Source organism: Nonomuraea sp. NPDC004354, from assembly GCF_053602555.1.
Map to the genome: position 1 here is coordinate 16,976 of NZ_JBSGDV010000021.1, position 21,664 is coordinate 38,639.

Annotated in this window: 18 protein-coding genes; 11 read left to right on the forward strand and 7 right to left on the reverse strand. The window is 71.1% G+C overall.

Annotation, left to right across the window (positions count from 1 at the left end; translation table 11 throughout):
* Nucleotides 1–49: 49 nt before the first annotated feature.
* Entirely contained in the window at nucleotides 50–754 is a 705-nt protein-coding gene (locus ACWENQ_RS38245) for an alternative oxidase (protein ID WP_449929119.1), read from the reverse strand.
* Nucleotides 755–1,062: 308 nt separating this feature from the next.
* On the opposite strand from ACWENQ_RS38245, the gene ACWENQ_RS38250 reads away from it, so the two are divergent.
* The 5 genes from ACWENQ_RS38250 (at nucleotide 1,063) to ACWENQ_RS38270 (ending at nucleotide 7,094) form a co-directional block, all read left to right on the forward strand.
* Nucleotides 1,063–2,337, forward strand: coding sequence for an aspartate aminotransferase family protein (locus ACWENQ_RS38250; RefSeq protein WP_452418625.1), 1,275 nt, complete (start codon nucleotides 1,063–1,065; stop codon nucleotides 2,335–2,337).
* Nucleotides 2,324–3,829, forward strand: a complete 1,506-nt coding sequence (locus tag ACWENQ_RS38255; protein ID WP_354917860.1) for a CoA-acylating methylmalonate-semialdehyde dehydrogenase — start codon at nucleotides 2,324–2,326, stop codon at nucleotides 3,827–3,829. The genes ACWENQ_RS38250 and ACWENQ_RS38255 overlap by 14 nt, the downstream gene beginning before the upstream one ends.
* Before the next feature lie 194 nt (nucleotides 3,830–4,023).
* A complete protein-coding gene (locus tag ACWENQ_RS38260; RefSeq protein WP_452418626.1) occupies nucleotides 4,024–5,208 on the forward strand; it encodes an extracellular solute-binding protein in 1,185 nt (394 codons plus the stop codon).
* Between the two features lie 212 nt (nucleotides 5,209–5,420).
* Nucleotides 5,421–6,509 carry an LLM class flavin-dependent oxidoreductase gene (locus ACWENQ_RS38265; RefSeq protein ID WP_449929125.1) on the forward strand — a complete coding sequence of 363 codons (1,089 nt, stop codon included), beginning with the start codon at nucleotides 5,421–5,423 and terminating at the stop codon, nucleotides 6,507–6,509.
* 3 nt (nucleotides 6,510–6,512) lie between these two features.
* The gene (locus ACWENQ_RS38270; RefSeq protein ID WP_449929127.1) at nucleotides 6,513–7,094 is read left to right on the forward strand and encodes an FMN reductase; all 582 of its coding nucleotides are present in this window, start codon (nucleotides 6,513–6,515) and stop codon (nucleotides 7,092–7,094) included.
* 50 nt (nucleotides 7,095–7,144) lie between these two features.
* Here ACWENQ_RS38270 and ACWENQ_RS38275 read toward each other — a convergent pair whose 3' ends face one another.
* The gene (locus tag ACWENQ_RS38275; RefSeq protein WP_449929129.1) at nucleotides 7,145–8,572 is read right to left on the reverse strand and encodes an aldehyde dehydrogenase family protein; all 1,428 of its coding nucleotides are present in this window, start codon (nucleotides 8,570–8,572) and stop codon (nucleotides 7,145–7,147) included.
* A gap of 214 nt (nucleotides 8,573–8,786) precedes the next feature.
* Between ACWENQ_RS38275 and ACWENQ_RS38280 the strand changes: the two genes are divergently transcribed.
* On the forward strand, nucleotides 8,787–9,413 hold the full coding sequence (locus ACWENQ_RS38280; RefSeq protein WP_452418627.1) for a TetR/AcrR family transcriptional regulator: 627 nt from the start codon (nucleotides 8,787–8,789) through the stop codon (nucleotides 9,411–9,413).
* Here the strand turns inward: ACWENQ_RS38280 and ACWENQ_RS38285 are convergent.
* The gene (locus ACWENQ_RS38285) at nucleotides 9,370–10,791 is read right to left on the reverse strand and encodes a PucR family transcriptional regulator (protein WP_354917877.1); all 1,422 of its coding nucleotides are present in this window, start codon (nucleotides 10,789–10,791) and stop codon (nucleotides 9,370–9,372) included. The two genes, ACWENQ_RS38280 and ACWENQ_RS38285, sit on opposite strands and share 44 nt — an antisense overlap.
* A gap of 125 nt (nucleotides 10,792–10,916) precedes the next feature.
* On the opposite strand from ACWENQ_RS38285, the gene gabT reads away from it, so the two are divergent.
* A complete protein-coding gene (gabT, locus tag ACWENQ_RS38290) occupies nucleotides 10,917–12,263 on the forward strand; it encodes a 4-aminobutyrate--2-oxoglutarate transaminase (RefSeq protein ID WP_449929133.1) in 1,347 nt (448 codons plus the stop codon).
* Nucleotides 12,264–12,415: 152 nt separating this feature from the next.
* Nucleotides 12,416–12,640 (forward strand): hypothetical protein, encoded by a 225-nt coding sequence (locus ACWENQ_RS38295; RefSeq protein ID WP_354917882.1) that lies wholly within the window; start codon nucleotides 12,416–12,418, stop codon nucleotides 12,638–12,640.
* Here ACWENQ_RS38295 and ACWENQ_RS38300 read toward each other — a convergent pair.
* From ACWENQ_RS38300 to ACWENQ_RS38315, 4 genes are all read right to left on the reverse strand, one after another.
* Nucleotides 12,637–13,857, reverse strand: coding sequence for a saccharopine dehydrogenase family protein (locus ACWENQ_RS38300; RefSeq protein WP_449929136.1), 1,221 nt, complete (start codon nucleotides 13,855–13,857; stop codon nucleotides 12,637–12,639). The genes ACWENQ_RS38295 and ACWENQ_RS38300 overlap by 4 nt on opposite strands.
* A gap of 82 nt (nucleotides 13,858–13,939) precedes the next feature.
* A complete protein-coding gene (locus tag ACWENQ_RS38305) occupies nucleotides 13,940–14,380 on the reverse strand; it encodes a GNAT family N-acetyltransferase (protein ID WP_449929138.1) in 441 nt (146 codons plus the stop codon).
* 148 nt (nucleotides 14,381–14,528) lie between these two features.
* Nucleotides 14,529–15,731 carry a trypsin-like serine peptidase gene (locus ACWENQ_RS38310; RefSeq protein WP_452418629.1) on the reverse strand — a complete coding sequence of 401 codons (1,203 nt, stop codon included), beginning with the start codon at nucleotides 15,729–15,731 and terminating at the stop codon, nucleotides 14,529–14,531.
* Nucleotides 15,732–15,787: 56 nt separating this feature from the next.
* Nucleotides 15,788–16,780, reverse strand: coding sequence for a trypsin-like serine peptidase (locus ACWENQ_RS38315; RefSeq protein WP_452418631.1), 993 nt, complete (start codon nucleotides 16,778–16,780; stop codon nucleotides 15,788–15,790).
* A 156-nt stretch (nucleotides 16,781–16,936) separates the two neighbouring features.
* Here ACWENQ_RS38315 and dxr point away from each other — a divergent pair, with 156 nt between their 5' ends.
* The 3 genes from dxr to ACWENQ_RS38330 all read left to right on the forward strand — a co-directional run bounded on the left by dxr (nucleotide 16,937) and on the right by ACWENQ_RS38330 (nucleotide 21,613).
* Nucleotides 16,937–18,106 carry a 1-deoxy-D-xylulose-5-phosphate reductoisomerase gene (dxr, locus tag ACWENQ_RS38320; protein WP_452418633.1) on the forward strand — a complete coding sequence of 390 codons (1,170 nt, stop codon included), beginning with the start codon at nucleotides 16,937–16,939 and terminating at the stop codon, nucleotides 18,104–18,106.
* A 44-nt stretch (nucleotides 18,107–18,150) separates the two neighbouring features.
* A complete protein-coding gene (ispG, locus tag ACWENQ_RS38325) occupies nucleotides 18,151–19,320 on the forward strand; it encodes a flavodoxin-dependent (E)-4-hydroxy-3-methylbut-2-enyl-diphosphate synthase (protein ID WP_354917899.1) in 1,170 nt (389 codons plus the stop codon).
* A gap of 889 nt (nucleotides 19,321–20,209) precedes the next feature.
* Complete coding sequence (locus ACWENQ_RS38330) at nucleotides 20,210–21,613, forward strand: MFS transporter (protein ID WP_452418634.1); 1,404 nt, start codon at nucleotides 20,210–20,212, stop codon at nucleotides 21,611–21,613.
* Nucleotides 21,614–21,664: the final 51 nt, after the last annotated feature.

The window sequence follows — 21,664 nt, forward strand, 5'->3', positions numbered from 1 at the left end:
GACCGTCCCCTCGACCCGCGGCCGGGGCCGAAGGCACCCGCGCGGGATGTCATCGGGCGGAGGAGTAGCGCGGGCTCTTGAGGTTCTCCAGGCTGTCCAGCTTGTGCACGCGCTCGTCGTGCCCGATCTGGCGCAGCAGGTCGGCCACCGACCGGTGGCGCCCGTACTCCGCCGCGTACGTCCCGGGGTCGGGCATGAACTCCAGCTCCGGGTTCTCCGCCACGAACGTCATGTACTCGTGCTCGGCGTGGTCCTCGAACTCGGCGTTGAGCCGGTAGGCGGCCTCGGGCCTGACCAGGAACAGCACCCACGAGACGTGGTAGTAGAAGAACGAGATGAACCAGGGCGCCACCTTGTGCAGCAGCCAGTTCTGCCTCATCCCGTCGCGCTCGATCAGGTCCTGCATGATCAGCAGGTGCCACTGCTCGTTGTCCTGGTCGGAGCGGGCCTCGACGATCCGCTCGAAGACCCGCTTGGCGAGGGCCGACCGGCCGGCGTAGCGGTGCACGGCCCAGTAGCCCACCCGCTCCCACGCCTGGTACGGCACGCGGGCGATGATCTCCAGCATCGCGAACTTGGTGAACGATCCCCGCTTGCCGTACAGGAGGTCGACGGGCTTGAACATCATCCTGGCCAGCAGGCTGTAGGCCATGCGCGGGGTGGCCAGGGTGTCGCGCTGCGCCCTGAGCAGCGCCTCGCGGTCGAGCTTCGGCGGACCGGCGGGGGCCTCGGGACGGTCGATCGTGATGGTCATCTCGGGTCTCCTCTTTCGTCGATGACCCGATGGTGCTCGACCGGAGCCCGCGCGGGCGTCCGCCGCCGGATGGCATTCGGCGTGCCTCTGGCGGTGTAGCGGGTGGAGACGGGGTACGCCGCCAGGCGCACGGGACATCCCCTAGGGGGTGGGGCGGGGCGCGTCACCTGGGGGACGGCGGGCGGACCGGCCGGGCGGGAAGTCACGATGTCCTGACACATTCTGTGTGGGCAGAGTGTAAGCGGAAATTGCGTCATGCCGACACGTTGGCGGTGGGATGTTCAGTGAATAACCGCGATACTCGGAGCATGTCGGACCTTCTCGCGCGCCACAGGGCGGTAATCCCCAACTGGGTGGCCCTCTACTACAACGAGCCCATCGAGATCGTCAGCGGCAAGGGCAACCGTGTCGTCGACGCTTCGGGCAAGAGCTACCTCGACTTCTTCGCAGGAATCCTCACCAACATGATCGGGTACGACGTGCCCGAGGTCCGTGAGGCCGTCGAGCGTCAGCTGGCCACCGGCGTCGTGCACACCAGTACCGTCTACCTGCTGCGCGGCCAGATCGAGCTGGCCGAGAAGATCGCCAGGCTCTCCGGCATCCCCGACGCGAAGGTCTTCTTCACCAACTCGGGCACCGAGGCCAACGAGACGGCCCTGCTGCTGGCCACCTACGCGCGCAAGTCCGACCAGGTGCTGGCCATGCGGCAGAGCTACCACGGCCGTTCCTTCGGCGCGATCGGCGTCACCTCCAACCGCGCGTGGAAGAACAACTCCTACTCGCCGGTCAACGCGACGTTCCTGCACGGCGCCGACCGCCACCTGCCCCAGTTCGCGGGCCTGTCCGACGCCGACTACATCAAGGTCTGCGTCGAGGACCTGCGCCACGTGCTGGCCACCGGCGTCTCCAACGACGTCGCCGCGCTCATCGCCGAGCCGATCCAGGGCGTGGGCGGCTTCACGATGGCCCCCGACGGGCTGTTCGCCGCCTACAAGGAGGTGCTCGACGAGGAGGGGATCCTGTTCATCTCCGACGAGGTGCAGACCGGCTGGGGCCGGACGGGCTCGGCCTTCTTCGGGATCCAGAACCACGGCGTGACCCCCGACATGATGACCTTCGCCAAGGGCCTGGGCAACGGGTTCGCGGTCGGCGGCATCGTGGCCCGCGGCGACCTGCTCGACAACCTGCACGCGGTGGGCCTGGCCACCTTCGGCGGCAACCCGATCTCGATGGCCGCCGCCAACGCCACGCTCGACTACGTCCTCGACCACGACCTGCAGGCCAACGCGGCCAGGACGGGCGCCCTCATCATCGACGGGCTGCGCGAGGCCGCCAAGCGGCTGCCGATCGTCACCTCCGTCCGCGGCAAGGGCCTGATGTTCGCGGTGGAGCTGGCCAGCTCCGAGCTCGCCGCCAGGTTCATGGAGGAGTCCAAGAAGCTCGGTCTGCTCGCGGGCAAGGGCGGCCTGTACGGCACGGCGATCCGCATGGCGCCCCCGCTCACCCTGACGATGGACGAGGCGGCAGAGGGCCTCGGCATCATCGTCAACGCTCTGGAGACCATCAACGATGAAGTTCGTTAACCACTGGATCAACGGCTCTCGGGTCGACGGCGACAGCCGCACGACCGAGATCTTCAACCCGGCGACGGGTGAGGTCAGCGGCAAGGTCGCGATGGCCTCGGCCGCCGACGTGGACGCCGCCGTCGCCGCCGCGGTCGGGGCCTTCCCCGCCTGGCGCGACGCCTCGCTCGTCAAGCGGTCGCAGGTGCTCTTCCGCTTCCGCGAGCTGATGTACGCCCACCGCGACGAGCTCGCCGCGCTGATCTCCGCCGAGCACGGCAAGGTGCACTCCGACGCGCTCGGCGAGGTGGCCAGGGGCCTGGAGGTCGTGGAGTTCGCCTGCGGGATCCCGCACCTGCTCAAGGGCGGCTTCTCGGAAGGGGTCTCGACCCGGGTCGACTCCTACTCCATCCGCCAGCCGCTCGGCGTGGTGGCGGGCATCACGCCGTTCAACTTCCCCGCGATGGTGCCGATGTGGATGTACCCCATCGCCATCGCCTGCGGCAACGCCTTCATCCTCAAGCCGTCGGAGAGGGACCCCTCGGCCTCGCTGCTCATGGCGCGGCTGTGGCAGGAGGCGGGGCTGCCCGACGGCGTCTTCAACGTCGTCCAGGGCGACAAGGTGGCGGTCGACCGCCTGCTGGAGCACGAGGACGTCAAGGCCGTCTCCTTCGTCGGCTCGACCCCGATCGCCCGCTACGTCTACGAGACCGGCACCGCGCACGGCAAGCGGGTCCAGGCGCTCGGCGGCGCGAAGAACCACATGCTGGTCCTGCCCGACGCCGATCTCGACCTGGTCGCCGACTCGGCGGTCTCGGCCGGCTTCGGCTCGGCGGGTGAGCGGTGCATGGCGATCTCGGTCGTCCTGGCCGTCGACCCTGTCGGCGACGAACTGGTGAACAAGATCGTCGAAAGGGTCGCCAAGCTGACCATCGGCCCCGGCGACGACGCGCGCTCCGAGATGGGCCCGCTGGTCACCGAGGCGCACCGCGACAAGGTGGCCTCCTACCTCGACCTGGGCCTGTCCGAGGGCGCCAAGCTCGTGGTGGACGGCAGGGAGACGCCGGTGCTCGGCGGCGGCAAGGCGGCCGACACGCCGGGCTTCTGGCTCGGCCCGACGATCCTCGACCACGTGCCCGCGGGCTCGCGCGTCCACACCGAGGAGATCTTCGGCCCCGTTCTGTCGATCGTGCGCGTCTCCTCCTACGAGGAGGGCGTGAAGCTGATCAACGGCGGCGAGTACGGCAACGGCACCGCCGTCTTCACCAACGACGGCGGCGCCGCCCGGCGCTTCCAGAACGAGGTGGAGGTCGGCATGGTCGGCATCAACGTGCCGATCCCCGTGCCGATGGCCTTCTACAGCTTCGGCGGATGGAAGGCGTCGCTGTTCGGCGACACCCACGTCCACGGTGCCGAGGGCGTGCACTTCTACACGCGCGGCAAGGTCGTCACCTCCCGCTGGCTCGACCCGTCGCACGGCGGCGTGAACCTCGGGTTCCCGACCAACAAGTAGTCAGGGCCGCGCACGGCGCGTCACGCCCCGCGGGCACCGTGCCCGCGGGGCGTTCGCGTGTCCGCGGGCGTCCGGCCGGGGAGGCGCCGGGGTGTCCGCGGCCGTCCGGGCCCGCGGGCGTCACCGGCCTGGTGCGACCGGCGCGCCGCCGCCTGCCGTCCCCGGTAAGCTCCAGGCTGGACAAGGGGGACTTCGTGAAGCACCGCATACCTGCCATGGCGGTCGCCGGCGTGGCGTGCCTGACGTTGATCGGGTGCGCGGACGCGACCGCCGGCCGGACCACCTCGGTGCGGGTCGCCCCCACCGCGAGCCCCACCCCCTCGGCCAAGCCCACACCCACCACCACACCTACCACCACGGCCACCACCACGCCCACGGCCACGGCGAGCGCGCCGCAGAGCGACGGCACCCTGCAGATCCTCACCTACAAGGGGCATGCCGAGTGGGGCGGGGGCGGCAAGAACTGGGTGGCGGAGTTCGAGAGCAGGACGGGCTGCCGCATCGCCAGGCTGGACGTGGTGCAGACCGCGCAGGAGATGCAGGCCAAGGTGGGCGAGCGCGTCTACGACGTGATCTCGGCGGGCCCCGAGGTGGCCGCGAGCCTGATCGCCGCCGGCCAGGTGCAGCCCATCGACACCGCCAAGGTCACCGGGTACGACGAGCTGGCCGAGGAACTGCGCGAGCAGAGCGTGGTCGGTGGCAAGGTGTACGGCGTGCCGTACCTGTGGGGGGTCAACGAGATCGTCTACGACGCCGCGAAGATCAAGCCCCGCGACCGGCTCGCCCTCTACGACAGCCAGCGGTCGGCGGTGCCCGACAGCCCGCTGAGCCTGGCCGACGCGGCGGTGGCGGACGAGGTCGCCCACCCCTACGAGCTGACGACCGAGCAGCTCGACGAGGCCGTGACGCTGCTGGGCAAGAACAAGCACCGGCTCTACTGGCGGGAGCCGATCTCGCTGGTGCGGGCGTTCGCCACGGGCGAGGTCGAGATCGCGCAGGCGACGCCGTACTTCAGGATGCTGTTGCAGAAGGCGGGCAGGGACGTCAGGGCGCTGGGCGCCCCGACCACGGGCTGGGTCGACTCCTGGATGCTGAACGCGAACACGCCCAGCCTCGACTGCGCCTACCGCTGGCTGAGCCTGACGGCCACGGCCGAGACCCAGCGCGACGCCGCGGCGTGGGCGGGCCTGGCCCCCGCCAACCCCGCGGCGTGCAAGGGACGGGCGAAGCGGATCTGCGCGGCCTACGAAGCCGACGACCCGGCGAAGCTGAAAAAGATCATCTTTGCGGTACGCCCACCGGGGGATTGCAAACCCCGGGACGGGGAATGCACTGACTACGCCACCTGGACCAAACGGTGGAGTGAACTGGTGGGTTGATCGGGGGCCTGTCGACCTTCGCTTGACCATGCCGCGGGCGTGCCCGTCCCCCCGCTGGGCGACGCTCGCCAGGGGCGTCCCGGGTGTTTCCCCCGACCCCGGGGCGCTCCTTTCTTTTACCCCCCGTTGCCACGTCCTGCCGGGTGGAATATCCTGCGAGTGGTCACTGTTCATGACGATTGAAACTTCAACATGAAGGAGCGGAGATCGCCATGCAGTTCGGTATCTTCACGGTCAGCGACGTCACCACCGACCCGACCACCGGCAGGACGCCGACCGAGGCCGAGCGGATCAAGGCGATGGTCACGATCGCCCTCAAGGCCGAGGAGGTCGGCCTCGACGTCTTCGCGACCGGTGAGCACCACAACCCGCCGTTCGTCGCCTCGTCGCCCACGACGATGCTCGGCTACATCGCGGCCAGGACCGAGCGGCTCATCCTGTCGACGTCCACGACGCTGATCACCACCAACGACCCGGTGAAGATCGCCGAGGACTTCGCGATGCTGCAGCACCTGTCCGACGGCCGGGTGGACCTCATGATGGGCCGCGGCAACACCGGACCCGTCTACCCCTGGTTCGGCAAGGACATCCGCGACGGCATCCCGCTCGCCATCGAGAACTACTCGCTGCTGCACCGGCTGTGGCGCGAGCCGGTCGTCGACTGGGAGGGCCGCTTCCGCACCCCGCTGCAGGGCTACACCTCGACGCCGGCGCCGCTCGACGGCGTGCCGCCGTTCGTCTGGCACGGCTCCATCCGCAGCCCCGAGATCGCCGAGCAGGCCGCCTACTACGGTGACGGCTTCTTCGCCAACAACATCTTCTGGCCGAAGGAGCACTACCAGCGGCTGATCAGCCTGTACCGGCGGCGTTACGCGCACTACGGCCACGGCCTGCCCGAGGAGGCCATCGTCGGGCTCGGCGGCCAGGTGTTCATGCGGAAGAACTCCCAGGACGCGATCCGCGAGTTCCGCCCGTACTTCGACAACGCCCCCGTGTACGGCCACGGCCCCTCGCTCGAGGAGTTCATGGCCGAGACCCCGCTCACGGTCGGCAGCCCCGACCAGGTCATCGAGCGGACGCTCAAGTTCAGGGAGTACTTCGGCGACTACCAGCGCCAGCTGTTCCTGATGGACCACGCCGGCCTGCCGCTGAAGACCGTGCTGGAGCAGCTCGACATCCTGGGCGAGGAGGTCGTGCCCGTGCTCCGCAAGGAGTTCGCCGTCGGCCGTCCGGCCAACGTGCCCGACGCCCCCACCCACCAGTCGCTGCTGGCCAAGGCCACCGCTGCCGTAGGAGTGTGACCCATGAAGCTCGCCGTCGTCTCGGCCGGTCTCAGCCAGCCGTCCTCGACCCGCCTGCTCGCCGACCGCCTGGCGGCGGCGAGCGCCGCGCGGCTGCCCGGGGCGGAGATCGAGGTCATCGAGCTGCGCGACCTGGCCGTCGACATCGCCAACAACCTGGTCACCGGGTTCCCCGGCGCCAAGCTGCGCCGCGCCGTCGAGGCGGTCACCTCGGCCGACGGCCTGATCGCCGTCACGCCGATCTTCACCGCCTCCTACAGCGGCCTGTTCAAGTCGTTCTTCGACGTGATCGAGAACGACGCCCTCGCCGGCAAGCCGGTGCTGATCGCCGCGACCGGCGGTACGGCCAGGCACTCCCTGGCGCTGGAGCACGCGCTGCGGCCGATGTTCGCCTACCTGCGGGCGATCGTGGTGCCGACGGCCGTCTACGCGGCGTCGGAGGACTGGGGCGCCGAGGGGCTGCCCGAACGCGTCGAGCGCGCGGCCGCCGAACTGGCCGGCCTGGTGGGCGGGGCGCGGCCCGTCATCCGGGAGGACGACGAGGTCGTGCCGTTCGAACAGCAGCTGGCAGCGCTGCGGCCTTGACCAGGCGTCGAGCCTGCGGGACGGCAGCCGTCCCGCAGGCTCGCGAACGGTCAGAGGGACAGGCCCGTGAGGACCATGACCTTCTCGTAGGTGAGGTCCTCCATCGCCGAGCGGACGCCCTCGCGGCCGACACCGGACTCCTTGACGCCGCCGTAGGGCATCTGGTCGGCCCGGTACGACGGGACGTCGCCGATGATCACGCCGCCGACCTCCAGCTCGCGGTTGGCACGGAAGGCCGTGTCGAGCGAGCGGGTGAACACGCCCGCCTGCAGGCCGAACCTGGAGTTGTTGACCTCGGCGAACGCCTCGTCCACCGACGCCACCGACTTGAGGATCATGACCGGGCCGAAGACCTCCTCGCAGGAGACCTTCGAGTCCTCCGCCACGTCGGTGAGGACGGTCGGCGTGACGGTGGCGCCGTCGCGGGTGCCGCCCGCCAGCACGCGGGCGCCGGCGGCGACGGCCTCGTCCACCCACGCGGACACGCGCTCGGCGGCGGCCAGCGAGACCAGCGGTCCCACCTGGGTCTTCTCGTCGAGCGGGTCGCCGGTGACCAGGGTGGAGACCGCCGCGAGCAGCTTCTCCTCGAACGCCTCGCGCACCGACTCCTCGACGATGACCCGCTGGACGGCGATGCAGCTCTGGCCCGCCTGGTAGTTGGAGAACAGCGCCACGCGTGAGGCCGCCCAGTCGAGGTCGGCGTCGGCGAGCACGACGGCCGCGGCGTTGCCGCCGAGCTCCAGCGTCACGTGCTTGCGCGGCACCTGGTCCATGATCGCGAAGCCGACCGGTCCCGATCCGGTGAAGGACACCACGGGCAGGCGCGGGTCCTGCACCAGCGCGGCGGCGCGCTCGTTCTCGACGGGCAGGACCGAGAACATGCCGGCCGGAAGGTCCGTCTCGGCCAGGATCTCGCCCAGCACCAGCGACGACAGCGGCGTGGCGGGGGCGGGCTTGACGATGACGGGGGCGCCGACGGCGATGGCGGGAGCGACCTTGTGCGCGACGAGGTTCAGCGGGAAGTTGAACGGCGTGATCGCCAGCACGGGTCCGCGCGGCTGCCTGGTGACGTAGCCGAGGCGGCCGGTGGCGGCCGGCTCGGTGTCGAGCCGCTGCACGTCGCCCGACCAGCGCCTGGCCTCCTCGGCCGCGAAGCGGAAGGTGGAGATCGCGCGGTTGACCTCGCCGCGCGCCCAGAAGATGGGCTTGCCGTTCTCGCCGGTGATCAGCTGGGCGATCTCCTCGGCCCGCTCGGCCAGCCGCTTGGCCACGTGGGCCAGGGCCTCGGCGCGTACGTGCACCGGCAGCGCCGCGGCCTCCTTCTGTACGGCGGCCGCCGCGGCGATCGCCTCCTCGACCTGAGCCTCGGTGGGCACCGAGTAGATGCCGACCACGCGACCGTCGTGGGAGTTGGTAACGGTGAGCTCGGTGTCCCCCTTGGCGGGGCGTCCAGCGAGCCAGAAGGTGCGCACGTCCATACCTCGACGCTATGCCAGAACCCGAGGCGGGTAAGTTCTCCACGTTGCACAACAGCGAGGAGGGAGCAGGCCGTTACGAACAAACTCTCCTTCCCGATTGTGTAACGGAAGTAGTGCTATTTCGGGATGTTTAGGTTGTCGAGTGGTTTGAGGGATCTCCGTCCTGGCTAAGTCCTCTTGGTGCGGTTCCCCCGAGCGTGAAAGGCCAAGCCCCATGACCTCCACTGCGCCGCTGGGGCTTCAGGGTGCCTATCTGCTGGGCGAGCGGACATCCCACGACGAGCTGCGTGGCCGTCTCCTCGACGTCGCCGCCAACCTGCTGACCGCCGAGGGCGCCGACGGCCTGTCGATGCGCCGGATCGCCACCGAGGCGGGCTGCTCCACCACGGTCGTCTACACCATGTTCGGCAGCAGGGAGGGGCTGGCCGAGGCGCTCTACCTGGAGGGGTTCGAGCGGTTCCGCCGCTTCCTCGAAGCGGTGCCCGCCAGGAAGGACCCCTTCGAGTACCTCAGCGCCCTCGGCCCCGCCTACCGCGAGGCGTGCATGGCCGAGCCGGGCTTCTACCCGCTGATGTTCGAGAAGGCCATCCCGGGCTTCGAGCCCAGCGAGCGCGCCAGGACCCTGGCCCGCGCCGCGCTCAACATCCTCGACAGGGTGATCTCCGACTGCATCTCGGCCGGCTACCTCGTCCCCACCCAGCCGCGCAAGATCGCCGACGCGCTCTGGGCGGCCGCGCAGGGCGCCATCAGCCTCGAGCGCGCCGGCCACCTGCGCGACGGCCGCACCTACGAGGCCGTCACGACCGCGACGATCTCCGGCTACCTGGCCCCGAAGAGTTGAGCGCGACCCACAGCTCCGCGCGCACCCCTGGATCGTCGAGGTCGCGGCCGAGCAGCTCGGACACGCGCTTCATCCGGTAGCGCAGCGTGTGCCGGTGCACGCCGAGCCGTTGCGCCGCCGCGTCCCAGTGGCCGTTGGCCGTCAGGTAGGCCCGCAGCGACTCGATGAGGTCGGCCCGCGAGCCGTACTCGTTGAGCGGCGCGAGCAGAGCCGCGGCGAACGCGCCGGCGGCCGCGGGATCGAGCAGCGCCAGCAGGCCCTGCCCCGCGAGGTCGGCGAACCGCACCGTGCCGCCCGCCTTGCGCGCCGCCTCCAGCGCGCGGCCCGCCTGGTCGATGCCGCTGTCCAGGTCGGCGTACGGCACCGGCGCGCTCACCCCGGCGGGCGCCTCGCCCAGCGGGGGAACCTGCTCGACCAGCGCGATGCCGCCGCTGGTGAACGTGTGCGGCTCCAGCGGCTCCAGGGTCTCCGCGTCGGCCGCCAGCACGGTGAAGGGCTCCTCGGGCAGCACCGCGCCGAGCGGGGCCAGTGCCGCGCGGGCCTGGTCGACCTCGCCGGCCAGCAGCAACGTCAGGACGGCCGCGCGCACCCCGCGCTCGGCCGCCACCAACGTCCGGCCCTGCTCCAGGGCGAGCGTGAGCAGCGAGCCCGCCGCGTTGACGACGGTGTGCGCGACGGGGGAGAAGGGGTGCGGCGCGCCGACGGCGAAGAAGCCCCGGATGCGCCTGGAGGCGCCCCCGATCGGCTGCACGATCACGTGCTCGCCCGGCGACGACAGCGCCACGCTGGCCAGCGGCCGCTCGGCGGGGCCCGCACCGGTCGCACCGTCCTTCGAGGCGCGGCGCAACCGGTGGAGGACCGGCAGGACGGCGCCGAGACGGGCGTCCGGCGTGGCGTGCTCGACGTCGCCCGACTCGCCGAGCAGCACGGCCCAGCCGTCGACCTCCCTGGCCAGCCTGTCGATCACCGCGTGGGTGCCCTCGGGCCGCAGCGCGGCCCGTGTCAGCCTGCCCTGGGCGGCGAACGCCCTGCTGATCTCCTCGTACTGCTCGGCCGCCAGCAGGTCGCTGACCGTCTTGCCGATGGCGATGAACGGCGTCTCGCGCGGTACCTCCAGGAGCGGCAGCCCCGCCGCGGCGGCCGCCTCGACCAGCTCGGCGGGCACGTGCTCGTGGGTCAGCCCGACGGCGAAGCCGAGGCCCGCCACCCCGCGCTCCACCAGCCTGCCGACGTACGGCGCGAAGCCGGTCGTCAGGCGCATCCCCGTGGTGAGCACGAGCTCGCCGCCCTCCAGGAAGGGCGTCGGATCCTCGAGCTCGCTGACCGCGACCCAGCGCACGGGGCGGTCGAGCGAACCGGCCAGCGGGATCAGGCGCATGCGGCGCACCACTGTCTGCAGAGAAGGCGCCATCGAGTGTTTGTCCATTCCGGCAAAGCGAGCTAGGCCCATTGTGCCATCGCGACACATCGGCACACGGCGCCGCCCGCCGTAGCGTCACAAGCATGAGTAACCAGCAGGGAGGTCCGGCGCTTCCGCAGGAACGCCGCCTCGTCACCGAGATCCCAGGCCCGAAGTCGCGGGAGCTGCTCGCGCGCAAGCAGGCGGCCGTCCCGCCCGGCATCGGCACGACGCTGCCGGTCTTCGTGACGCAGGCCGGTGGCGGCGTGGTCGTCGACATCGACGGCAACTCCCTGATCGACTTCGGCTCGGGCATCGCCGTCACCAGCGTGGGCAACTCCGCGCCGCGCGTGGTCGAGCGGGTCGGCAAGCAGGTCGCCGACTTCACCCACACCTGCTTCATGGTCACGCCCTACGAGTCGTACGTCGAGGTGTGCGAGAAGCTCAACAGCCTCACGCCCGGCGACCACGAGAAGCGCTCGTTCCTGGTCAACAGCGGCGCCGAGGCCGTCGAGAACGCGGTCAAGGTCGCGCGCCTGGCCACCGGCAGGCAGGCCGTCGTCGTCTTCGACCACGGCTACCACGGGCGCACGCTGCTGACGATGACGCTCACCGCCAAGAACCTGCCCTACAAGCAGGGCTTCGGGCCGTTCGCGCCCGAGGTCTACCGGGTGCCGCTGGCCTACCCGTACCGCTGGCCGACCGGGCCCGAGAACTGCGCCGAGGAAGCCGCCGCCCAGGCCATCGACGCGATCACCAAGCAGATCGGCGCCAGCAACGTGGCCGCCGTCGTCATCGAGCCGATCGCCGGCGAGGGCGGCTTCATCGAGCCGGCCAAGGGCTTCCTGCCCCGCATCGCCGAGTTCTGCCGCGAGAACGGGATCGTCTTCATCGCCGACGAGGTGCAGACCGGCTTCGCCCGTACGGGACACCTGTTCGCCTGCGAGGACGAGGGCGTCGTGCCCGACATCATCGCCACCGCCAAGGGCATCGCCGGCGGCCTGCCGCTGGCCGCGGTGACCGGCCGCGCCGAGCTGCTGGACAAGGTGCACGTGGGCGGCCTCGGCGGCACCTACGGCGGCAACCCGCTGGCCTGCGAGGCCGCGCTCGGCGTCCTGGAGACCATCGAGGCCGAGGACCTGGTCGGCAAGGCCCGCCGCATCGGCGAGATCATGCTGCCCAGGCTGCGCGCCATGCAGGAGCGCCACGACATCATCGGCGACGTCCGCGGCCGCGGCGCGATGATCGCGATCGAGCTGGTCAAGCCCGGCACCAAGGAGCCGAACCCCGAGGCGGTGGCCGAGGTCGTCCGCAGGTGCCACGCCGAGGGCCTGCTCGTGCTGACCGCGGGCACCTACGGCAACGTGCTGCGCTTCCTGCCGCCGCTCGTCATCCCCGAGCACCTGCTGGAAGAGGGCCTCGGCATCCTCGAAAAGGCGCTGTCCGCATAACGACGCGAAAAACGGGCATCCGGCTTGCGCTGGATGCCCGTTTTTGCGTATGGCCATCGCCGAGTTTTCACTCTCGCTTGGCAACGCGCTAAACGATCACCGAGCTATAACGGTTCCGGTGCACCCCCCAGCGGCGAAGCGCGAGGAGCGTGATGGACTGGCCCGGCTTGGTGACCTTCGACGCCGACGGCATGAGTGAGGCGCAACGCGACGGTGAAGCGTGCGTCGTCTGCCACAAGCGCTGGCCGCGCCCCAGGGTGCATGTCGGCCGGCTCCCCGACGACTCCCGCGTGATGGCGTGCGCCGACTGCGCGGAGGCGTTGTTCCCGATCGTTCCGGCCGAGGTGGTGGCCTTCCCGGGCGCCAGGTACAGCTAGGCGGCCCGGTCCTCCGACTGGTCCCTCATGCCCCACGGCGAGCCGTACTCGCTGAGCAGGTCGAGGAACGGCACGGCGTCGAACGCCTCGGGACCGAGCACCCCCTCGCCCTTCCACACGCCCCGCGCGACGAGTTCCAGGGCGACCACGGGGTGGATGGCGGTCTGCCACACCACGGCCTGCGCGCCGTACTCCCGCATCGACCAGGCGTTGTCGACCACGTGGTACAGGTAGACCTCGCGCGGGCGGCCGTCCTTGCCGACGCCCTTGACCCAAGTGCCCGCGCAGGTCTTGCCGCGCATCCTGTCGCCGAGCGTCGCGGGGTCGGGCAGCCTGGCGGCGACCACGTCGCGCGGCGCCACCTCCTTGTCGCCGACCCTGACCTTGTCGGTGCCGTCGAGGCCGAGCTTGTGGAGCGTCTTCAGCACGCCGATGAACTCCTCGCCCAGGCCGTACTTGAACGTCACCCTCCTGGCGTCAATCCACCGCGGGACCAGCAGGACCTCCTCGTGCTCGACGTTCACGCACTCCACCGGGCCGATGCCCTCGGGGAAGTCGAACACCTCCGGCTCGCTGAACGGCTCGGTCGTGCGCCAGTCGCCGTCCTCCCACACCACCGGCGGGTTGAGGCACTCCTCGATCGTCGTCCAGATGGAGAAGGTCGGCGCGAAGTCGTAGCCCTCGACGACGAGGTTGGAGCCGTCCCTGATGCCCACCTCGTCGATGCTGGAGAACAGGTGGTCGGCGGCGTACCTGGCGAACACGTCCGCCAGGCCGGGCTCCACGCCCATCCCGACCAGCGCGAGCCTGCCGTTCGCGCGCCACTCGGCGTCGCGCGCGAACTGCTCGTCGCCGAGCTTCACGCCCGTCAGCTCGTACGGCCTGCGGGGGTGCGGCCTGGACAGGGACATGGCCATGTCGAGGTAGTGGGCGCCGGCCTCGAGCGCGGCCTCGAACAGGGGCATGGTGAAGCGCGGGTCCACGGCGTTGAACAGCACGTCGCAGCGGTGCTCGCGCAGGGCCGCGGCGACCTGGGCACGGTCGGCGGCGTCGAGCTGGATGGCGCTGAACCGGGGGTCGTTCACCTGGGCGACGGCCTCGGCCGCCCGGTTCTGTTTGGAGTCGGCCACCACGATGTGTTCGAAGAATTGTCGGCGGGCGGCGATGGGCACCACGGCGGAGCCGACGCCGCCGGCTCCCACAAGCAGGATTCTCATGCCGCGAACCCTACCCACTGACTGGTCATTCAGCCAAATATCGAGCGAAAGCCCTGGAGAACAGAGGTGTGGGGGTGTGGTGTCAGACGCTCTTCTCGAAGCAGACGCTCTCGGCGCACTCGGCGTAGGGGCCGAAGCGGGGGATGGGGCGGTAGCCGCAGGAGGTGTAGAGCCCGATCGCCTCGTCGAACAGGCGGCCGGTCTCCAGGCGGAGCGTGCGCATGCCGTACTCGACCGCGAGCTTCTCGATCTCGGTCAGCAGCAGGCGCGCGTGACCGCGCCCGCGGTGGTCCGGGCGGACGTACATGCGCTTCAGCTCGCCCACCCCCGGCTCCAGCGGCTGGAGCCCCGCGCAGCCCGCCACCTCCTCTCCCTCGTGCAGCAGCAGGAAGGAGATGCGGGGGTCGAGGTGCTTGGGCGTGTCGTCGACGACCGCACGCTGCCGCCAGGCCAGCTCGGCCTGCTGCTCGGCGCACAACTCGACGATCCGCGGCGACTCCGCGGGAACTCTGGTGACCTGCATGGACAGGAGGCTAACGGGAGCGGTGTTTCACCCGTGTGTCATCGCTCTCACCGCTCCGCCGCCCTCCTCCGGGCAGGAGCCCGGGCGGCGCGCCGGTCAGGCCCGTTCCGCCGCCCTCCTCCGGGCAGGAGCCCGGGCGCCGCGCCGGTCAGGCCCGTTCCGCGCTCGCGTACAGGGCCTTGGCGGAGTCGCCGAAGTAGGGGCCGTACATGGTGCCGCGGTCGTCGCTGTACTTGAAGCTGCTCACCGAGGTCACCATGCCGCGCCCGGTGACCGCGTCGAACGAGGTCAGCCACGGGCCGCCGCTGGAACCCGCGGTCATGTCGCAACGCAGGCCCTGGTCGCGGGTCTGCCCGTGGGGGTCCTCGGCGACCCGGCCGGCGCAGTAGATGAGCCGCTCGCCGTCGAAGGGCGGGTCGGCGGGGAAGCCGAAGCCGTAGGTCTGCCCGCCGCGGGTGGGATTGAAGGCGATCTCCTGCATGCCGACCGCGTCGGTGACGTGCCGCCCGCCCGCGGTGTTGAGCGCGACCATGCCGAGGTCGTAGCTGTCGTCGCCGGACCGCGACCACGGGCCGGCCACGAACATGCGGCGGGCGGTGAAGGTCCCGTACGGCCGGCCGCCACCGGCCTCGTAGCCCGGCACGAACGTCCAGTTGGCCGCCCAGCTGCCGGTGCCGTCCTTGACGCAGTGGCCGGCGGTGACGACGACGTCCTTGTTGGCGCTCCTGATCGTGCTGGCCGAGCAGACGAAGTCGACGCCGTCCATCGTCAGGAACACCCGCCCCGTCGTGCGGGTGACCGCGCCTCCCGTCATCCACCGGGAGCCGCTGGTGGTCGCGGACGGGCGGCTGTTCTGCCGGCGCGGCGCGGCCACCGAGCCCGTGGCGCCGGACAGGTCGGGGGCGGTGGCCAGGCCCGCCCTGTTGCTGAGCCCGCTGAGCAGCCCGCCGTCCTTGGGCAGCACTCCCTGGGGCAGCACGCCCTTGGGAAGCACCTCCTTGGGAAGCACCTCCTTGGGAAGCACCTCCTTGGGCAGTGCACCCTCCGCCGCCGCGCCCCTGGTGAGCGAGCCCCTGGTCAGCGCGTCCTTGTCGAGCGCGCCCTTGGCCACGCTGTCGAGCAGGCCGATGGGCAGCGCCCGCGACATCCGTTGCGGTGTCCAGTAGTCGAGCACGCGGCGCTGCTCGACGGTGCTGCGCGCGGCCACGTGCTCGACGACGTCCGCCGGCCGTCGCGCGCCGGCGGCGTCCTGCTTCGACGGGTGGTGGACGGGCGCGGCGCCGATCAGTGCCGCGCCCATCATGCCCGCGACGAGCGGCGCGGACGCAAGCAGGGGGAGGCTCGAAGTCATGAGCCCCGAGTCTGCACTACAAGATGTGTCCTTGTGGTTACTTTCGGTAAATCGGCTCAGAGGGCGTCGGTGTTCTGGGCGGCGTTGTAGACGGCCTGCGCCTCGGCGCCGAAATACGGGCCGAACATCCAGTTGGGCGCGAAATTGTACTTGAAGCTGTTCACCGAATTCTGGGTGCCGAGCCCGGTCTTCTCGTCGAAGCCGACGAACCACGGACCGCCGCTCGAGCCGCCGGTCATGTTGCAGGTCAGCCCGTGGTCCTTGGACATCAGGAAGTCGTCGAAGGTCCTGCCGCTGCAGTAGATCAGCCTCGACCCGTCGTACGGCGCGGCGGCCGGGTAGCCGAAGGAGTGCATCTGCTGGCGCCGTCCCTGGTTGAAGGCCACGCCCTGCCCGCCCACGACGTCCGTCAGCGCCCTGCCCTGCAGCGGCGCGACCACGACGGCGGCGACGTCGTGGTTGATGTCCTCGCGGGCGTCCCACTGCGGGGTGGTCAGCAGCTTGGTGGCCACCCACGTGCCGTACGGCCTGGCGCCCTTGTCGTAGCCCGGCACGAACACCCAGTTGGTGTGGAAGGCGCCGCCCATCTTCACGCAGTGCCCGGCGGTCAGCACCACGCTCTTGTTGGCACTGGTCACCGCGTTGCCCGAGCAGGAGGCGTTGCGGCCCTGGTAGGTGAAGAACACCCGGCCGGCGGTCTTGGTGATCGCGCCGCCGCCGGTCCACGCGCTGCCCGAGCTCGCCTGCGCCGCCTGCGGGTCGGTGGGCGCCGCGCTCGTCGGCGGGGCCTCCCACGGGATGCCGGTGGTGGGCTCGCCGGGCACGCCGAACGCGGCGCGCGAGCGGGGGGCGGGCGGGTTGAGCGGCTGGGCGTCCTCCATCTTCTGCGGGGTCCAGTACCGCGCGACCGCCTTCTGCTCGGTCTTGGTCTCGGCGGCCTCCTCGGTAACCGGCTTCGGTCCCGCTCCCGCCTGTGCCGACGCCGCCGGCAGGGCGGTGGCGCCGGCGGCGAGGGTGAGGATGGAAAGCAGAGCGAGTCTGCGGTGCATGCGTACCTCCATTGACCGGAACTGAGGTTGGAAGTTAGCGGCACCAATATCCAGATTTCTCAAGATTTGCTCAGACGGATATAGCGTTATTCGGACATTTATTTACTTGAATTCACCTGGTTAACGGGAGTTGCGGGCATGCGGAACAATGGGGCCGTGGACTCAGACCTCTCCCGCTCCGTGACCGTGCTCGGATCGACCGGATCCATCGGCACCCAGGCCCTCGACGTCATCGACCGCACCCCCGGGCGGTTCGGCGTCACCGCGCTGGCCGCGGGGGGAGGGCGGGTCGACCTGCTGATCGAACAGGCCGTCCGGACCGGGGCCAAGACGGTCGCGGTGGCCGACGCGGCCGCCGTACCCGCTCTCAAGGAAGCGCTGCCGGGGGTCACGGTGCTCGGCGGGCCCGAAGGGGTCGCCGAGGTGGCGGCCATGGAGTCCGACGTCGTGCTGAACGGGATCACCGGCGCGCTCGGGCTGACCTCCACGCTGGCCGCGCTGGAGGCCGGCCGCACGCTCGCCCTGGCCAACAAGGAGTCACTGATCATCGGAGGGCCGCTGGTCAAGCGGCTGGCCAAGCCGGGGCAGCTCCTGCCGGTCGACTCCGAGCACTCGGCGCTGCAGCAGAGCCTGTGGGCGGCGGCTCCGCCGGGAAGCGGCTACGACCCCGAGGTGGTCAGGCGGCTCGTCGTCACCGCCAGCGGCGGGCCGTTCCGCGGGCGCACGCGGTCGGAGCTGGCCGACGTGACGCCCGAGATGGCGATGGCGCACCCCACCTGGTCCATGGGGCCGGTGATCACGATCAACTCGGCCACCCTGGTCAACAAGGGCCTGGAGGTGATCGAGGCGCACCTGCTGTTCGACATCGGCTTCGACAGGATCGAGGTCGTCGTCCACCCGCAGTCGATCATCCACTCCATGGTGGAGTTCGTCGACGGCTCCACGATCGCCCAGGCCAGCCCGCCCGACATGCGGCTGCCCATCGCGCTGGCGCTCGGCCACCCCGGCCGTGTGGCGGGCGCCGCCCCGGCCGTCGACTGGACCAGGGCGCACACCTGGACCTTCGAGCCGCTCGACGACGAGGCCTTCCCCGCGGTCGCCCTCGCCAGGCACGTCGGCGTCGAGGGCGGCACCGCCCCGGCCGTCTACAACGCCGCCAACGAGGTGTGCGTCGAGGCTTTCCAGCAGGGCAGGCTCTCCTTCCTCGGGATCGTCGACACCATCGCGAAGGTGGTCGAACGGCACGTCACGACGCCGGCCACATCCGTGGACGAAGTCCTCGCCGCTGACGCATGGGCGCGGAGTACCGCTAAAGGGATGTTCTGAACCACGGCACCGGCCGGTCCGTATCGCTGCCTAGACTGGGGGACGTGACTTCCGTAGCACTGGGCATTCCGTCGGTCCGTCCCAAGCCGCTGGCCGAGCGGCGCCACTCCCGCCAGATCATGGTCGGCAACGTGCCGGTGGGCGGCGACGCGCCGGTCTCGGTCCAGTCGATGACCACGACGGTGACGGCCGACATCAACGCCACCCTGCAGCAGATCGCCGAGCTGACCGCCTCAGGCTGCCAGATCGTGCGGGTCGCCGTGCCGTCCCAGGACGACGCCGACGCGCTGCCGATCATCGCGAAGAAGTCGCAGATCCCCGTCATCGCCGACATCCACTTCCAGCCGAAGTACGTCTTCGCCGCCATCGAGGCCGGCTGCGCGGCCGTCCGCGTCAACCCGGGCAACATCAAGAAGTTCGACGACAAGGTCGGCGAGATCGCCAGGGCGGCCAAGGACCACGGCGTGCCGATCCGCATCGGCGTCAACGCCGGCTCCCTCGACCCCCGCCTGCTCCAGAAGTACGGCAAGGCCACCCCCGAGGCGCTGGTGGAGTCCGCGCTGTGGGAGTGCTCGCTGTTCGAGGAGCACGACTTCCGCGACATCAAGATCTCGGTCAAGCACAACGACCCGGTCGTGATGATCAACGCCTACCGGCAGCTCGCCCGGCAGTGCGACTACCCGCTCCACCTCGGCGTCACCGAGGCGGGCCCCGCCTTCCAGGGCACCATCAAGTCCGCCGTGGCCTTCGGCGCGCTGCTGGCCGAGGGCATCGGCGACACCATCCGCGTCTCCCTGTCGGCCCCTCCCGTCGAGGAGGTCAAGGTCGGCACCCAGATCCTGGAGTCGCTCGGCCTGCGCGAGCGCGGCCTGGAGATCGTCTCCTGCCCGTCGTGCGGTCGCGCCCAGGTCGACGTCTACACCCTGGCCGAGCAGGTCCAGGCCGGGCTCGAGGGTCTGAAGGTGCCGCTGCGCGTCGCGGTCATGGGCTGCGTCGTCAACGGGCCCGGCGAGGCGCGCGAGGCCGACCTCGGCGTGGCCTCCGGCAACGGCAAGGGGCAGATCTTCGTGAAGGGAGAGGTCATCAAGACCGTCCCCGAGTCGCAGATCGTCGAGACGCTGATCGAGGAGGCGCTGCGCATCGCCGAGGACATGGGCGTGGAGGTCGACCTCGACGACGACGAAGACGCGGGCGTGCGGGTCACCGTCGGCTGACCTCCGGCGTTCCGCCCGCCGTACCGGTCGTACCCGCCATACCCGTCGTCCCGAGCTTGGCGTGCGGCGCGGCTGTGGTGCTTGAATCGCCGCGGGTGCGGCGCATGCCGCGACCGCGGGGCTTGGCGCGTGGCCAGGTACGGACGCCGCGACCGCAGAGCCTGAAGCGCGCCGCGACCGGTGTGGTCCATGCGCGGGGGAACGCCGTCGGGCCGCCCCGGCGGCTTGCTCCCGGCCACCTCGGGATGCCGGTCGGACGCCTGCCTCCGGCGCCCACGGGTCGGGCGGATGGAGGTGCCGCCCGGCGGGGTTGTCGCGCGGTTGGAAGCGCCGTCCGCGGGGTTGTCGCGCGGTTGGAGGTGCCGTCCGCGGAGCTGTCGGGCGGTTGGAGGTGCCGCCCGGTGGGGGGAGGCGCCGCTCGGTGTCACGAAGGCCGGTGGCCGCCGCTCGGTGGCCACTACCGCGCGCCGGGTGCTGCCCGTGAGACCGGGTGTGGTGGGCCGGGTGCTGCCCGTAAGACTGGACGTCGCCTGCGAGGCGAGGCACGGCACCAAGGCAGGGCGGGGCAGCAAGGCAGGGCGGGGCAGCAAGGCAGGGCGGGGCAGCAAGGCAGGGCGGGGCGAGGCGGCAGGGCGAGGCGGCAGGGCGAGGCGGCAGGGCGAGGCGGGGCGCTGGGGCGCCGGGGGTGTCGGGGGTGGCTTCGGTCCGCCGAAAAGGTTTTGACGCGCGACGCGATCATCGGTAGAGATGGACCGTGCCCATCTCGGACAGAGCCCGCCGCCTCTAGCGGCGGCGTCAACCCGTTTCTGAGCCGCCGCATCAGCCCGTCAGTTCGCCGGTGCGGCCGTCAATGCTGCCCCGGCTCCCTTCTTGATCTGCGGAGCGCGCGGTGCGCAAAACCCTTCTCATCGTTCTTGTCTCCTTCCTCACCATCCCCCTGACGATCACCGGGGCCTCGGTCGCGTTGCCCGGCATCAGGGCCGAGCTGGGCGCGGGCCTGGCCGCGACCCAGTGGGTGGTCAACGGCTACAACGCCTGCTTCGCCGCTTTCCTGGTGTTCGCGGGCTCGCTGACGGACGTGCTCGGCAGGCGGCGCGTCTTCGCCTGCGGCGTGGCGCTGTTCGGCGTCAGCAGCCTGGCCGGGGCTCTGGCGGGCGACATCGTCGTCCTCAACCTGGTACGCGCCCTGGGCGGCATCGGCGCCGCGGCGGCCACGACCGGCGGCTCGTCGATCCTGGCCGCGGCCTTCGACGGCCGGGCGCGGGCGCGGGCCTTCGGCCTGCTGGGCACGGTGCTCGGCGCCGGGCTGGCCTTCGGGCCCACGGTCGGCGGGCTGCTGGTGGAGTGGCTGGGCTGGCGGGCGGTTTTCGCCCTGCCCGCGGCGATCTCCGCCGTCGTCCTGTCGCTGGTGCGCGTGCTGCCCAGGTTCGGCGGCGGCGAGGGCCGTACCGTCGACTGGCCGGGCGCGGCGCTGTTCACCACCTCGCTCCTGTTGCTGATCTTCGCCCTCGACGAGGGGCCCGCGCTGGGGTTCGGCAGCCCGCTCGTCGTCGGCGCTCTGGCGGCCGCGGTGCTGCTCGCCTCGCTGTTCGTGGTCGTGGAACGGCGTTCGGCCGACCCCATGGTCCAGCTCGACCTGCTGGCGGACCGCCGCTTCCTGGCGTTCGCGCTGGCGGCGGGGGCGCTCATGGGGATCCTGGTGCCGCTCGTGGTCTACCTGCCCTCCTACCTGATCTCCGTCGTCGGCGTGGAGCCCGGGCAGGCCGGGCTGTGGCTGCTGATGCTCACCGTCCCCGCCGTGGTGCTGCCCCCCGCCGGCGCGGCGCTGGCGCGGGCGTGGCCCGTGACGACCGTGGCGGCCTCCGTGGCGACCAGCGGCCTCGGCGCGCTGTTGATGGTCACCGTGGGACCTGACAGCGCGCCGGTGGGGATGCTGGCGCCGTTCGCGCTCGTCGGGGTCGGGGTCGGGCTGTCGAACGGCGTGCTGGACGGCCTGGCGATCGCGGAGCTGCCGCGCGAGCGGGTCGGCGCGGCGGCCGGGCTGTTCAACACCGCGCGGCTGGCGATCGAGACCGTGATGCTGGCGGGTGCCGGGGCGATGCTGGCCGCGCTCAGCGGCGGGCGGCTGGAGGGGGAGGCCTTCACCGGCGCGCTCCACACGGTGTGCCTGGCGCTGGCCTGTCTCGCCGCCGTCGCGACCGTCTGCGTGATCGTCCTGGCCCGCCCCGCGCCCTCCTCGGAGGCCGCGAGCCCCATGCGTACGGAGAGCAAGAAGAACGTTACAGGTTGGTAATCAATCCTGGATACGCTGCGTGTTCGTCTGGTCGCTCACGGCATCATCGCT